The 14,160-nt window shown below is 68.0% G+C and carries 12 protein-coding genes; 4 read left to right on the top strand and 8 right to left on the bottom strand.

Translation table 11 applies throughout. The annotated features are described in order from the left end of the window. Positions 1–433 precede the first annotated feature (433 nt). Positions 434–1,426 carry a tripartite tricarboxylate transporter substrate binding protein gene (locus GNX71_RS21000; RefSeq protein WP_241027004.1) on the top strand — a complete coding sequence of 331 codons (993 nt, stop codon included), beginning with the start codon at positions 434–436 and terminating at the stop codon, positions 1,424–1,426. Positions 1,427–1,446: 20 nt separating this feature from the next. Next, positions 1,447–2,430, top strand: coding sequence for a D-2-hydroxyacid dehydrogenase family protein (locus tag GNX71_RS20995; RefSeq protein ID WP_206179591.1), 984 nt, complete (start codon positions 1,447–1,449; stop codon positions 2,428–2,430). Positions 2,431–2,448: 18 nt separating this feature from the next. Here GNX71_RS20995 and GNX71_RS20990 read toward each other — a convergent pair whose 3' ends face one another. The 3 genes from GNX71_RS20990 to GNX71_RS20980 are packed head-to-tail and all read right to left on the bottom strand — an operon-like array spanning position 2,449 to position 6,343. Further along, complete coding sequence (locus tag GNX71_RS20990) at positions 2,449–4,554, bottom strand: acetate--CoA ligase family protein (RefSeq protein ID WP_206174149.1); 2,106 nt, start codon at positions 4,552–4,554, stop codon at positions 2,449–2,451. Further along, on the bottom strand, positions 4,551–5,363 hold the full coding sequence (locus tag GNX71_RS20985) for an enoyl-CoA hydratase/isomerase family protein (RefSeq protein WP_206174147.1): 813 nt from the start codon (positions 5,361–5,363) through the stop codon (positions 4,551–4,553). The genes GNX71_RS20990 and GNX71_RS20985 overlap by 4 nt, the downstream gene beginning before the upstream one ends. An 11-nt stretch (positions 5,364–5,374) precedes the next feature. After that, positions 5,375–6,343: a tripartite tricarboxylate transporter substrate binding protein gene (locus GNX71_RS20980; RefSeq protein ID WP_206174146.1), complete on the bottom strand. Its 969-nt coding sequence runs from the start codon at positions 6,341–6,343 to the stop codon at positions 5,375–5,377. Positions 6,344–6,474: 131 nt separating this feature from the next. Between GNX71_RS20980 and GNX71_RS20975 the strand changes: the two genes are divergently transcribed. Continuing rightward, the gene (locus GNX71_RS20975; protein ID WP_241027003.1) at positions 6,475–7,311 is read left to right on the top strand and encodes a helix-turn-helix domain-containing protein; all 837 of its coding nucleotides are present in this window, start codon (positions 6,475–6,477) and stop codon (positions 7,309–7,311) included. Here GNX71_RS20975 and GNX71_RS20970 read toward each other — a convergent pair. Both GNX71_RS20970 and GNX71_RS20965 read right to left on the bottom strand, forming a co-directional pair. Then, positions 7,263–8,408, bottom strand: a complete 1,146-nt coding sequence (locus GNX71_RS20970) for an ABC transporter substrate-binding protein (RefSeq protein ID WP_206174144.1) — start codon at positions 8,406–8,408, stop codon at positions 7,263–7,265. The two genes, GNX71_RS20975 and GNX71_RS20970, sit on opposite strands and share 49 nt — an antisense overlap. Before the next feature lie 118 nt (positions 8,409–8,526). After that, positions 8,527–9,414, bottom strand: coding sequence for an amidohydrolase family protein (locus GNX71_RS20965; RefSeq protein ID WP_206174143.1), 888 nt, complete (start codon positions 9,412–9,414; stop codon positions 8,527–8,529). Positions 9,415–9,492: 78 nt separating this feature from the next. Between GNX71_RS20965 and GNX71_RS20960 the strand changes: the two genes are divergently transcribed. Next, positions 9,493–11,196: a M14 family zinc carboxypeptidase gene (locus GNX71_RS20960; protein WP_206174141.1), complete on the top strand. Its 1,704-nt coding sequence runs from the start codon at positions 9,493–9,495 to the stop codon at positions 11,194–11,196. A gap of 11 nt (positions 11,197–11,207) precedes the next feature. Here the strand turns inward: GNX71_RS20960 and GNX71_RS20955 are convergent, their stop codons facing one another. From GNX71_RS20955 to GNX71_RS20945, 3 genes are all read right to left on the bottom strand, one after another. Then, complete coding sequence (locus GNX71_RS20955) at positions 11,208–11,447, bottom strand: DUF333 domain-containing protein (protein ID WP_206174139.1); 240 nt, start codon at positions 11,445–11,447, stop codon at positions 11,208–11,210. Then, a complete protein-coding gene (locus GNX71_RS20950; RefSeq protein ID WP_206174138.1) occupies positions 11,444–13,132 on the bottom strand; it encodes a hypothetical protein in 1,689 nt (562 codons plus the stop codon). The genes GNX71_RS20955 and GNX71_RS20950 overlap by 4 nt, the downstream gene beginning before the upstream one ends. A 95-nt stretch (positions 13,133–13,227) precedes the next feature. Then, positions 13,228–14,103, bottom strand: coding sequence for a LysR family transcriptional regulator (locus GNX71_RS20945; RefSeq protein WP_206174136.1), 876 nt, complete (start codon positions 14,101–14,103; stop codon positions 13,228–13,230). Between the last annotated feature and the right edge of the window lie 57 nt (positions 14,104–14,160).

Raw genomic sequence — 14,160 nt, 5'->3', positions numbered from 1 at the left:
GGTCGCCCCGCTGGAACGACGCGCCGAACCGATCCCTGATGTCTTTGAAGCTCATACCTGGCCCCGTGGAAATGGAAGCGCCATGGTCGGGGCGACAAGTGTTTTTTTCTGTAAGGCCTTGGTATTACGAACTGTAGGACAGTCCAGTTGCCGCGCGAAAGACGGCACCGATCGGGCAAGAAAAAGCCCGCACGAGGCGGGCAAGGGTAGCCCAGAGAAGGGGAGGAGGGAGAAGACGAGGGCTACCGAAGTGAAGTCTAACGTACTAATTGCTGCCGTGGTGCACTGTGTTCGAACCGGATTGAAAGTACGCCCTTCAATTCCAGGCAGTGGAATCAGCGGGATGCGGCCGGACCGCCTCCAGCCTAAGCTGGTGTATCGAAAAGCCAAAGATGCTCGTCGCATGCAGCGATGCATCCCCAAGGAGACCCGCGTGCCCCCAACCTTCGCCCCTTCCCGGCGCCACTTCAACGCCATGGGAGGCGCACTCGCGCTCATGGCATTGGCCCCGCGCGCCTGGGCCGACACCACCTTCCCCTCGAAGCAGATCCGCATCGTCGTGCCGTTCTCGCCCGGTGGTCCCACGGACCTCATGGCGCGCGCGATCGGCAAGATCATGTCGACCCACCTGGGCCAGCCCGTGATCATCGACAACAAGCCCGGCGGTGGCGGCGTCATCGGCATGAGCGAGGTGAAGCACCAGCCGGCGGACGGCTACACGCTGGTCTTTCCATCGATCCTGGCGGTCACCAATCCGGCACTGATGCCGGGCTACCCCTTCGACACCCTGCGCGATTTCTCTCCGCTGACCGTGGTGGGTTTCGTGCCTCACGCGGTCGTGGTACGAACCGATTTCCCCGCGCCGGATCTGCAGGCACTGGTCGCCAGCGCGAAAGCCAGGCCGGAGGGCTTGTCGTACGGCTCGTCCGGCAACGGCACCTCGGCGCACCTGGGCGCGGCGCTGTTCGCGCAGCGCGCCGGCATGCGTGCGACGCACGTGCCCTACCGGGGCGCCGGCCCCGCGGTGCAGGACCTCCTGGGCGGGCAGATCCAGTTCATGTTCCTCGACATGAGCAGCGCCTTGCCGTTCATCCAGGCTGGCAAGCTGCGCGCGCTGGCCGTCGCGACAGCCACGCGCTTCGAGGGGCTGCCTGCGGTGCGGACTGTGGCCGAGCAGGGCTATCCGGGCTTCGAGGTGCATGGCTGGTACGGCCTGCTGCTCAAGGCCGGCACGCCGGCGGCTGTGACGCAGCGCCTCTACGCCGAGGTCAAGCGCGCCCTCGACACCAAGGAAGTGCGCGATCTCTTCAAGGCCCAGGGCATCGCGCCCGGCGGCATGCCGCCCGAGCAATTCACGACGCTCGTGCGCAATGACCTGGCGATGTGGAAGCGCACGGTCGAAGAACTTCACATCACGCTGCAATGAAAGACAAGGAGCACCTGCGCATGCACATCGCCATCCCCGACGACTACCAGGACTGCGTCCGCGGCCTGGACTGCTTCTCGAAGCTCGACGCCCACGAGACGCGCATCTTCAACGACACGGTCAAGGGCACCGACGCGCTGGCCGAGCGCTTCGCCGATGCCGACGCCATCGTGTTGACGCGCGAACGCACCCGGATCGATGCGGCGCTGCTCGACCGTTTACCGAAGCTCCGGCTGATCAGCCAGACCGGCAAGCTCGCCGGCCACGTCGACCTGGCGGCCTGCACGGCGCGCGGCGTGCTCGTGGCCGAGGGCAGCGGGGCGGGGTCCGCCACCGCGGAACTGAGCTGGGCGCTCGCGCTCGCGAGCCGCCGGTACCTGGTCGACGAGGCCAACCGCATGCGCCAGGGGCTCTGGCAGGGGCACCTCGGCCAGCAACTGGGCGGACAGCGCCTGGGCGTCTGGAGCTATGGCCGCATCGGCCGGCAGGTGGCCGCCTACGGCCGGGTGTTCGGCATGAAGGTCTGGGTCTGGGGCCGCGAGGCATCGACCGCCGCGGCGCGCGCCGACGGGTTCGAGGTGGCGCCGTCGCGCGAAGCCTTCTTCGCCGAGAGCGATGTGGTCAGCCTGCATGTGCGGCTCACGGCGGACACCCACGGGCTGGTCACGGCCGAGGATCTCGCGCGCATGAAGCGCACGGCGCTGCTGGTGAACACGAGCCGCGCCGAACTGGTCGCCGAGGGTGCGCTCGAGCAGGCGCTGCGCGCGGGCCATCCCGGATTCGCGGCGGTCGATGTCTACGAACAGGAGCCGGTCATGACGCCCGACCATCCGCTGCTCGCATTGCCCAACGTGCTGTGCACGCCGCACATCGGCTATGTCGAGAAGGACAACTACGAGCGCTATTTCGGCATCGCCTTCGACAACATCAATGCGTTTGCCGAAGGGCGGCTCGCCGATGTTGTCAACCCCGAAGCGCTGGAGGCCGCGCGCCGCAGGACCTGATCCGGCGGCGCGTCCAGGTCACCCGCGTGCGAGCACGGCCACCCCGTCCGCCGCACGCACGCCTTCTCCCTTCGGCAGCACGAACACCGGGTTGATCTCCGCCTCGACGAGCCGCTCGCCGAGCGCGTCGATCATCCGGGAGAACGCGACGATCGCCGACACCAGCGCATCGACATCGGCCAGCTTGCGCCCCCGGAAGCCGTCGAGCAGCGGCCAGGTGCGCAGCTCGCGCACGAGCGACAGCGCTTCGTCGCGGCTCAATCCGCCGGGCGGCACCATGCGCAGCGCGGTGTCCTTGAGCAGTTCGGCCGTCACCCCGCCCATGCCCAGCAGCACCGCCGAACCCAGCGGATCGCGATGGCAGCCGAGGATCAACTCCACGCCGCCCTCGACCATCTCCTGCACCAGGAACTGCCCGGGCCGCACGCCGGTTCGTTCGCTCACCTCGTCGGCCATCCGACCGAGCCGTTCGCCGACGCGGTCCGCGGCGATGCCGACGGCCACGCCGCCGACGTCGCTCTTGTGCGTGATCTTGGACGACAGGATCTTCAGCACGACCTTGCCTGCGCCAAGTTCGCGAGCCGCCGCGGTCGCTTCTTCGGCATTGCTGACGATGCGCTCGCGCACGCAGGGCACTCCGAAGCGCGCGAACAGATTCTTCGCCTCGGCTTCGTTCAACGGGCCGTCGGGGAGGTCGTCGAAGTCGACGGCCGCAGGCGCGCTCCGTGCCGCAGGTTCCTTCCACTGCGCTGTTTCCAGCATCGCCGCGAGCGCGCTGGTGCAGCTTTCGGGCGCCATGAAGGCGGGAACCCCGCGCCGGTTGAGCAGGCTCGCGATGCCCGGCGCATGCGGGCTCACGAACACGATCAACGGTTTGTCGCTGCCCGGCAGGCTGTCGCGGATGGCGCTCGCCATCAGGTCGGGCATCGCCAACCCGGAGGAGCCGACGATCACCACCACCGCGTCGTACGTCGGACTCGCCAGCAGCGAGGTGATCGCACCCCGCAGCAGGGCAGGCTGCAGGCCCGCCAGCGTGACGTCGATGGGGTTGCGGTCCAGCACCGCGTGGTCGCCGGACTGCAGCGCCCGCAGCGCGGCGGCCGTCGCCTCGTCGGGCGCCGGTGTCTCGAAGCCCGCGGTGCCGAGGCTGTCGGCCACCAGCGTTCCCGCGCCGCCGGTCGATGTGAGCACCGCGACGCGGCGCCCCGCAAGCCGCCGGCCGGTGACCAGCGCGGCCGGCAGGTCGAGCAGGTCTGAAAACGTCTCTGCACGGATGACGCCGACTTCGCGGAACAGCGCGTCGTACATGCGGTCCGCACCTGCGAGCGCGCCGGTGTGCGACACAGCCGCTGCCGCGCCCGACTCGGAACGCCCGACCTTGAACACGACGACCGGCTTGCCCTTGCGCGCGGCCTTGAGCGCCGCGGCCTTGAACTTGGCGGGGTTGCGCACGCCTTCCATGTAGAGCGCGATCACCGAGGTCGCTTCGTCGTCGGCCAGGTGGTCGATGAAGTCGGCCATGTCCAGGTCGGCTTCGTTGCTCGTGGAGATCAGCTTCGACAGCCCGATGCCCCGAGCCGCCGCACGCGACAGCAGCGCACCGAGGATGCCGCCGCTCTGCGACACGACGCCGATGCTGCCGGCCTCGAAGTCCTCCAGCTCCAGCGCACCGGTGGCCGAGAGCGTGATGCGGTCCGTGAGGTTGACCAGCCCGATGGTGTTGGGCCCCAGGATGCGCATGCTGCCTGCCGCTTCCAGCAGCTGTTGCTGGCGCCGTGCGCCTTCCGCGCCGACCTCGGTGTAGCCGCTGGCCAGCACGATGGCGGCCGCTGTGCCGCGCGCGGCAAGGTCGCGCACCGCCTCGTGCGCGCGCTCGGCGCCCAGCAGCACGATGCCGACATCGGGCGCCTCGGGCAGCGACTGCACATCGGGGTAGCTCTTGAGTCCGCCGATCACATCGGCGCGCGGGTTCACCGGATAGATCGCGCCGCCGAAGCCGTGCTTCGTCAGGTAGGCGACCGGACGGCCCGCGGTCTTCGTCGGATCGGCCGAGGCGCCGATCACGGCCACGCTGCGCGGCTTCATCAGCCGCGCGATCGCGTTGTCGGGCAGGGACGTGCTCATGCCGCCTTCTCCTTGCCCGCGTTCAGGAACGCCAGCACCGCGTCGCGATGCTGCTGCGTGGTGTAGCAGATGCCCTGCGCCTGGCTGCCCTTGGCGAACACCTGTTCGGCCGGCGATTCGAAGCTCTGGTTCAGGATGGACTTGCCCAGCGCGATCGCGGCCGCCGAGCCTTGCGACAGTTCGGTCGCCCACGCGTGCGCGTCGGCGAGCAGGTTCTGCGCGCTCGTCACGCGGTCGGCGATGCCCAGTTGCAGCGCTTCATCGGGCTCGACCTTGCGGCCGGTGAAGATCAGTTCCTTCGCGCGCGAGAGCCCCACGCGCCGCGGCAGGAAGTACATGCCGCCGCCGTCCGGAATCAGCCCGCGCTTGATGTAGCTCCACGCGAAGCTGGCGGCGTCGGAGGCCAGCACGAAGTCGCAGGCCATCGCCATGTCAGCGCCCAGCCCGTTGGCGCCGCCGTTGACGGCCGCGATCACCGGCTTGGGCATCGTGTGCAGCAGCGACACCGAGTGGTGCACGCGCTGCTGCCGGCTCCAGCCGTTGAAGCCGACCTCGCCCGCGGGCGCGTCCATGCGCCGCTGCATGCCGGCCACATCGCCGCCGGCGCAGAAGCCCTTGCCGGCACCGGTCAGCACCAGCGCGCGCACGGTGTTGTCGGCGCCGACCTTCTCGAGCGCAGTGATGAAGTCGCTGCGCATGCCGTCGGTGATGGCGTTGCGCTTCTCGGGGCGGTTCAGCGTCAGGGTCGCGATGCCGGCGTCGATCTTCAGTTCGATCAGCGACGGTGCTGTGTCGGGTGTCGTGCTCATGGGGGTGCTCCTCAGTCTGTGGTGATGTGGTTGTCCTTGACGACCTTGCGCCAGCGCACTTCCTCGGCGCGCACGTAGGTGTCCAGTTGCGTGGGTGCACCGACGTCGACGGCGAGGCCTTCCGATTCGGTCTGCTTGATGAAGGCGGGTGCCTTGACGGCCTTCTTGACCGCGGCGTTGAGCTGGTCGATCACGTCCTTGGGTGTCTTGGCCGCCACGTAGAGGCCGTACCAGCTCTCGGCCGCGTAGCCGGGTACGCCGGCTTCCGCGAGCGTCGGCACGCTGGCGTAGGCGGGGGAGCGGCGCGCAGTGGTCACGCCGAGCGCGCGCATCTTGCCGCTGTCGACGAAGGGCCGAACCGCCGATGCGGTGGCGAACATCATGTCCACCTGGCCGCCCAGCAGGTCGGTCATGGCGGGGCCCGCGCCGCGGTAGGGAATGTGGGTCAGCTCGACCTTGGCGAGGTTCTTGAAGAGCTCGCCGGCCAGGTGCGCCGAGGTGCCGTTGCCCTGCGACGCGAAGGTCAGCTTGCCCGGCTTCGCCTTGGCCGCGGCGATGAGGTCTGCGACTGTCTTGTAGGGGCTGTCGGTGCGCACCACCAGCACGTTGGGCGAGACGCCGATCAGCGCCACGGGTGCGAAGGCCTTGTCGGTGTCGTAGGGCAGTTTCGGCTGCAGCCCCGGGTTCACCGCATGCGCGAACGTCGCCATGACCAGCGTATAGCCGTCGGGCGCGCTCTTGGCGACGAAGTCGCTGCCGATGATCGTGCCGGCGCCGGGCTTGTTGTCGACGATGACGGGCTGGCCCAGCGCCTCCGACATGCCGACGCCTAGCGAGCGCGTGATCGCGTCGGTGCCGCCGCCGGGCGCGAACGGCACCACGATGCGCAGCGGCTTGTCGGGGAAGGCGGCCCAGGTGGCGAGCGGCGCGAATGCGATCAGCGATAACGCGAGCGCGCGAAACGATGTGAATGTCGGCATGCCTGTGTCTCTCTTTGTAGGGGTTTGAAGCGAGCCTTCAGCTTAGGTCGCATACTCCCGCCGCGCACCGGACCAATTCCACTGAATGGAAATGGCGGACGACCCGCGCCTCTGGGAATCAAGGAGACAACATGGCAAGCACGCTCAATCGTTCGCTCGAACGGGGTATGGAAATCCTTCGCGCCTTCCGGCCCGGCTCCACGTTGCTGGGCAACAGCGAGATCGCCGAGCGCACTGGCCTTTCGCCCGCGACGGTGAGCCGCCTCACACAGACGCTGGTGGTCGCCGGCATGCTGGCGCACGACCGGCGCGCGCGTGCCTACCGGCTGGCCGCGCCGGTGCTGAGCCTGGCGCATGCCATGCGCACCGGCTCGGTCGTGCTGCAGGTGGCCGCACCGCTGATGCGCACGCTGGCCGAGAAGCTGCGCATCAACGTCGGCCTGGCGGTGGCCGACAGGTCGGAAATGGTCTATCTGGAATCGATCCGCTACAACCGCCGCGCGTCGCTGCGCAACGTGGTGAGCGGGCAGCGCGTGCCGATCGAACTGACATCGCTGGGCCGCGCCTGGCTGGCCGTCGCCCCGCTCGATGCGCGCGAGGCGCTGTTCGCGGAATTCGCCGCGCGACGAACCGACTGGCCCCGGCTGCGCAAGGACATCGACAAGTCCATCGAGAGCGTCGAGCAACGGGGCTGGTGCGTCGCGTCGTGGCAGCCGGAGGTGGTGGCGCTGGCTGCGCCGCTGAAGCTGGAATCCGCGTGGGGCTACGTGCTGAACGTGAGCGTCTCGTCCACGGAGTCTTCAGGCGACGTGGCAGCGGAACTGAGCGCTCCGCTGCTGGCCCTGGGCCAGAAGATCACCCGCGCGGTGGACACGCGGGAGCCCGCCGGCGAGACGCGCCAGCAGGCCGGGTCGCAAGGTCAGCGGCGGACCTTGCCGTCTTCCGTGAGCATCGACAGCTCGACGTAGTTCGATGCCTTGTGGTCGCGCGCGCTGAAGTCGACGTGGAAGCCGCCGAAATCGGTGTTCTGCATCGACTCGAGCCCGCTGATCAGCGACTCGCGCGTGGCCGGCTTGCCGGCGCGCTTCAGGCCTTCGGCGAACACCTTGGCCGCCACGTAGCCTTCCATGCTCGAGTAGTTCGGCTTGGCGTCGCCGCCGGCCTTGCGCACGGCCTCCACGTATTCGCGCGAGATCGCCGTGCTGGTCGAGAACGGGGAGGGCATGACCTGGCTGATCACCACGCCGCGGGCTTCCTTGCCGAGCTCGTCGGCCAGCGCCTGCGTGCCGACGAACGACACGTTGAAGAAGGTGCCGCCGTAGCCGGCCTTGCGCGCTTCGCGGATGAACGCGGCGCACGCCTTGTAGGCGCCCACCTGGATCACGGCCGCGGGCTGGGCGGCCATGATGTCCTTCACTGCCTTGCTCACGTTGACCGAGTTGCGCTCGACGGTGCCGATGGCGACGGGTGCCAGGCCGATGGGCTTGAGCGCACTGAGGACGCCCGAGAGTCCGGCCTGTCCGTACGCGTCGTTCTGGTGGAACACGGCGATCTTCTGGATGCCCAGCGAGGTGAGCTGCTTGACGATCAGCGCGGTCTCGTCGTCGTACGAGGCACGCACATGGAACACGGTCTTGCGGAACGGATCGCGCAAGGCTTCCGCGCCGGTGAACGGGCCGAAGAACGGGATCTTCGCGGCGTCGACCAGCGGCATCGCCGCCATGCAGGTGGGCGTGCCGACGTAGCCGAACAGGGCGAAGACGTCGTCCTTGATGAGCTTGTCGGTGTTGGCCTTGCAGCGCTCGGGCTCGTAGCCGTCGTCGAGCGTGCGCAGCTCGATGGTGCGGCCGTTGACGCCGCCGGTGGCGTTGAGCGCATCGAAGTAGATGCGCGCGCCCTGGTTCATCTGCAGGCCCAGTTGCTCTGCGGGGCCGCTGAATGCGGCGGACTGTCCGAGCACGAGGCGCGCGGGTTGGGCGAAGGCGGGGAGCGCAACCGCAGCGCCCACGGCGGCAAAGCGCTTGATCGCGTCTCTGCGGTGAAGGGAGGTTTTCAGGGAGGACATTGGACAGGTGTCGAGCAGTCGAAAGCCTCTGCAGAACCTGACAGGACCCTCGCCGCTCATGTAAGAAGGTGATGCGCAGTGTAACCGCGGGTTCGGGTAAACCCTTGGTTCAGTCGGGCTATCGCACCCCGAACAAGCCGGCCGCATTCCCCCACGCCACGCGCTGCGCCACGGCCGGGGGCAGGTCGCCGAGCCAGTTGCGGTAGCCCTGCATGGTTTCGTCGTAGGAACTCCAGCGCTGGTTGACCCAGGTGTCCGAGCCCACGAGGAAGCGGTCGGGAAACGCGAGGATCAGCTCGCGCCACGGCGCGCACAGCTTGCCGCCTTCGCAGGTGAGGCCGGGGCGGTACGAGAGCTCGCCCATCAGCTTCGGATAGCGCTCCAGCATCTGCCGCACCCGCGCGATGGGCGCGCCGCCGATCCCGGTGTGCGCCCAGATCAGCCGCAGCTCGCGGCCCTGGGTGGGCGAGTGCGCCATCAGCAGGTCGACCGCCTCGTCGTCCACGTGCGCGAGCACGGCGAGCTGGCGTTGCTCGGCCAGCACCATCAGCTTCTTTGCCACCGGGCCGTTGGCGTTGGCGCTCTCGTACAGGTGGAATTCGCCGATGCCGCGGTAGGGGCCGCTCGCGGTGCCGCGCGCGAGCTCGGTCTGCACCATCTCGTAGATGGTCTCGTCGCGGAACCAGTTGGTGTAGTCGGCGCGGTTGCGGTAGAGGCGCACGAAGGGCACGACGGTGACGCCGGCATCGCGCGTCTCGCGCAGCGCCGCGAGCGTGCGCGTGCCCTCATTGGGCCGCGAGTTGCCGACGATGGCGCGCACGCCGTTGCGCTGCATGCGCGCGAGCGCATCGGCCGGCGGAAACGGACCGCTGCTGCCGTTCCATGCCTCCTCGTTGTAGTGCAGGTGGGCGTCGAAGATCGGACCGGTGTAGTCGGCCGCTTGCGCCGAGAGGGCGACGGCCGCGCCGCAGGCCAGCAGCGCAGCGCGGAAGATGGAGGGCGTCATGGTGTTCCTTGCGAGATGCACGGGGAAGATGAGCGATCGTCGATGCAGAATCGCTTTCGATCAACGGAGCCTTCCCCGATGCCTGCTGCACAAGACCTCCAGTACCGCACGCCGTACGAAAACGGCAACCGCAACCAGACCACCACCTGGGCCGAATGCGTCGCCTTCTACGAGCGGCTCGCGAAAGACTTCCCCTCGGTGCTGCGATGGCAGCAGATCGGCACCTCGGACAACGGCATTCCGATGCACGCGGGCATCGTCACCGCCGATGCGAAGTTCGACCGCGAGGCGCTGCAACGCCAGGGCCGTCCGATCTTCTTCAACAACAACGGCATCCACCCGGGCGAGCCCGAGGGCATCGACGTCTGCATGGCGCTGGTGCGCGATTTCTGCACACAGCCTGCGCGGCTCGCTGCGCTGGGCGACACGGTCTTCCTGTTCATCCCGGTCTACAACGTCGACGGCTGCCTCAACCGGCAGAGCACCTCCCGCGTGAACCAGCTGGGCCCGGAGTCGTTCGGCTTCCGCGGCAACGCGCGGCACCTGGACCTGAACCGCGACTTCGTCAAGTGCGACAGCCTCGCCGCGCAGGTGTTCAACCGCTTCTTCACCGCATGGGACCCGGACGTGATGGTCGACACCCACACCTCCAACGGCGCCGACTACGCCTACACGATGACGCTGATTCCGACCCAGCCCGACAAGCTCGGCGGGGGCCTCGGCCAGTTCCTGCGCAGCCGCATGCTGCCGGCGATCTACGGTGGCATGGATGCGCGCGGATGGCCCACCTGCCCCTACGTGAACTGCGTGGCCGAGACGCCCGACGACGGTATTGCCGACTTCCTCGATTCGCCGCGCTTTTCCACGGGCTACGCGGCCCTGCACCACACCATCGGCTTCATGCCCGAGACGCACATGCTCAAGCCCTACGCCGACCGTGTCGCGGCGATGCGGACGCTGGTCGAGGTGGTGCTGGATTTCACCGTCGCGCATGCAACGGAGATTCAAACGCTGCGTCGCGATGCCAAGGCCGGCGCTGTGCAGCAGGCGCGATGGCCGCTCTCGTGGCGTTCGGACCAGAACCAGCCGAACATCTTCCGCTTCAAGGGGTTCAAGGCGGTCTACTCGCCGAGCAGCCTGGGCAACTACCAGCGCCTGGCCTACGACCGCAGTCAGTCCTGGGAGAAAGACATTCCGTACTTCCATCGCTTCGTGGAAGACGTGGCCGTCACCGCACCCAAGGCGTATCTCGTGCCGCAGGCCTGGCGTGAAGTGATCGAGCGCCTGGAGTGGAACGGCGTGGCGATGCGGAGGCTGGAGGAAGACCAGGTCTTCGACAACGCCCGCGTGTACCGCATCGAACGCGTGGCTTCGCGTCCAGGGCCCTACGAAGGGCACATGTTCCACGACGAGGTGGAGCTCGTCCCGCACAGCGAGACCGTTCATGCACGCGCCGGCGACGTGTGGATTTCGCTCGACCAGCCGAAGGCTCGCTATATCGTCGAGACGCTCGAGCCCGAGGCCCACGACAGCTTCTTCCGCTGGGGTTTCTTCAACGGCGTGCTCGAAAAGAAAGAGAACTTTTCAGCCTACGTGTTCGAAGACACGGCGCACCGGATGCTGGAAGAAGAGCCGGCGCTGAAAGCCAGCTTCGAAGCATGGAAGAAGAGTAACCCCGAGAAGGTCTCCGATCCGCGTGAGGTTCTCGGCTTCATCTTTGCACACGGCCAGCGCCATGCGGAAGCCGGGTGGCGGCGCTACCCGGTGGCCGGCTTGAACTAACGAAGCACCGTTTACTTCGCGGGGTGATCCCGCCGATACAGCGCCCACTCCTCGATCTCTTTGCCATCGGGCAGTTGGCAGATGCCGTACTGGCCCTTGTCGTTCGACTTCATGAGGGTCTTGCCGCCCAGCTTCTGGCAATAGACCGACGCCGGGTTCGCCATGCCGACCCGAGGCGGTTCGGGCTGGGGTTGCGCGCAGGCCGTGAGAACGAGTGCGCAGAAGGGGAGCAGCAGGTACTTGGTGGTCATCGGGCCAGTGTAGATGTCGTCGTCTTCGGCTTCGACGACGGCTCCCACGAATCCGGCGTGGTCGCAACCAGCCCCTTGAAGTCCTTCCACGACCGCGCACCCGGCACGGTGCGCCCGCCGACGATCACCACCTTCGCATACGCCACCATGCGCTCGCGCAGGTAGCGCCGGTCGGACTCGGGCCAGGTCTCGATCGAGTGCGGCCCGCGCGCCAGCACGATCTCCTTCACGCCGCGGATGCGGTTGTAGGCCGCGACGGTGCCTTCCAGCGTTTCAGCGCGGTCCCACAGGCCCTTGCCGAAGAAGGCCGCAGGCCACCGGTCCATGCCCGCGAGCGGGGCCGAGTTCGGATAGAAAAGGATGTGGTGGTCCGCCGCCATGCCGCCCAGGAACAGGTTGCGGTCCGCGAGATCGGGCGCATCGCCCACGTAGCCCGCACCGCTCGCGAACGACGACAGCAATATCGCGCCGCGGATGTTCTTGAGGCCCCGGGGCTTGGCGCAGTTGACCTCCGGCAGGTCGAAGCTGCAGGAGGCCACGTAGTTGGTGGTCATTGCCCACGCGGTCGACATCGATCCGCGCGAGTAGCCGCCCAGCACCAGCGGAATCTCGTTGGCCTTCATGCCCGCCAACAGCCGTCCGCGCGCGGCGGTGCCCTCGAGCACTTCGCCCGAGGGCGTGAGCATGCGCAGGCCCCGGCCGTCTTCCAGTTGGCCGAGCGTGCGGAACACGTCTTCGCCTTGCTCCAGCGTGTTGGTGTCGCTGAACCCGCCCGAGAGCCCTTCGCCGCGCCGGTCGTAGGCCAGCACGTCGAAGCCCGCCTGGTTCAGCGCATGGAGGTTCTCGCGCCACCAGCGCTGGCCCATGGTCTCGGTGGTGGCGTTGGGGAACTGCACCGGCGTGGTCTTGCCTGTCTTCTCGTCGGTGCGGTAGGACACTTCGTCCGGATGCTGGATCGCCGTGAGCTGCCCGCCGCCGCCGGGCGCCATGATCGCGAGTGCGCGCACCTTGTGGCCCTTGCCGTCATCCACGCCGGCGCCTTCGATGTACCAGCCGCGCAGCTTGATGTCGGCGGTCTTCTTCAGGTCGATGCGCTCGAAAGCGTCGGGCGGCACGGTGAACTCGACCGTGTACGTGCGGCCCTCCGCTTCGGCAATGCCTTCGCGATAGGGCGCCTTCGCGAAGAAGGCGGGCCGCCGGATCTGCTTCAGGTCGACCTGCCCCTCGGGGTTGATCTTTCCGGACGGATCGACCACGCCGGTGGAGCGCGTGGCGCGCTCCTTGTTCGGCGGCAGCCAGCGCTGCATCTGCGCGTCGATGCGCTTGAAGCAGGCCGCATCTTCCTTGCAGGCGCGCCAGCGGGCCTTGAGCTTGTCGTCGGTGAATTCGCTGATGTGATAGTCGCCGCCCGCGTAGCTGGCCGGTGTGGGGTTGGCCGTGAGCAGCAGCGGCACGCAGACGGTGGCGCCCGTGCCCTTGGGGCCCTGGTGCAGCAGGTAGCCGGGCAGCATCGCGTTGCGGTCGGTGCCGACCCAGGCGGTGCAGTCGGTGGGCGGTGGCGTGCTGTTGTCGGCCTGGCGCTTGGCCTCGGTGGTGCCTGTGCAGGCCGAGAGCGTGAGCAGTGCGCCGAGACCCAGCGCACAGAGACTTCGTTCGAGGCGGGGCGATAGTTCGTTGGGGGTCATGCGGGCGGGGGCTCGTGCAGTGAGGCGTGCCATTGTGTGTTCTGCGCGTGACGAATGCGGCGGGGCCAATGGCGCTTTGTCGTGCGGGAGGGCTCCTACCGCGGGAAGTGTTCGCGCGCGATGTCCAGCAGCGCGTCGACCAGCGGCGCCCGCACGGTCGAGCGTTGCCAGAGCACGCCCACGGTCCGGGTGGGGCAGGGCGACGGGAGCGGCCATTTCTTCACCTCCCGGTTGAGCGCACCGACCACGGCCCAGTCGGGCAGCACCGAGACGCCCAGTCCTTCGGCCACCAGCTTCGCGATGTATTCGATGCCATCGAGCTCGACGCGCACGTTGGGGCGAATGCCGCGCTGGCGCAGGTAGTCGTCGGCCATCTTGCCGCCGACGACCTGGCGGTCGTAGCGGATGAACGGTTCCTTGACGATCGTGGCCAGCGCATCCGTGACTTTCATGCGCGCCGGCGCCAGCAGCACCAGCGGCTCCTTGCGCAGGGTGTGCCAGTTGTGCGTCTTGGGCAGCTCGAACACCGGATGCACGAGGATGGCCGCATCGAGCTCGCCCGCCATCACGCGGCTGTAGAGCGCCGTGGACGTGCCGAGCTCGATGTAGATGCGGATGTGCGGATGCCGCCGCACCCAGTCCTTCAAGAGCAGCGGCACGATGCCCATGAGCCCCGTGGGAATCGCGCCGAGCCGCAGCGGACCTGCGGGAAGTTCGGTGTCCGATGCCTCGGACTGCAAATCGCGCAGCTCTCGCAGCACATTGCGCGCTCGCGCCAGGATGCGTGCGCCGGAGACCGTCGGCCGTACGGTGCGCCCCGAGCGCACGATCAGCTGGCTGCCGATGTCCGCCTCCAGCGCGCGCACGCGCTGCGCGATGGTGGCGGGCGTCATGTCCAGGTGGCGCGCGGCCTCGGCGATCGAGCCGAGTTCGACGACCGAGACAAAGCTTTGCAGGAAGCGTGAGTCCATGGGAAAGACCGGAAGTAGAAGAAACAATTTACTTCTTCAGAAGATATGGAACAACCA

This window comes from Variovorax sp. RKNM96, assembly GCF_017161115.1.
Taxonomy (GTDB): Bacteria; Pseudomonadota; Gammaproteobacteria; order Burkholderiales; family Burkholderiaceae_C; genus Variovorax.
The sequence above is the reverse complement of the archived record's forward strand: the minus strand, read 5'-3'. Positions and strand labels throughout refer to the sequence as shown.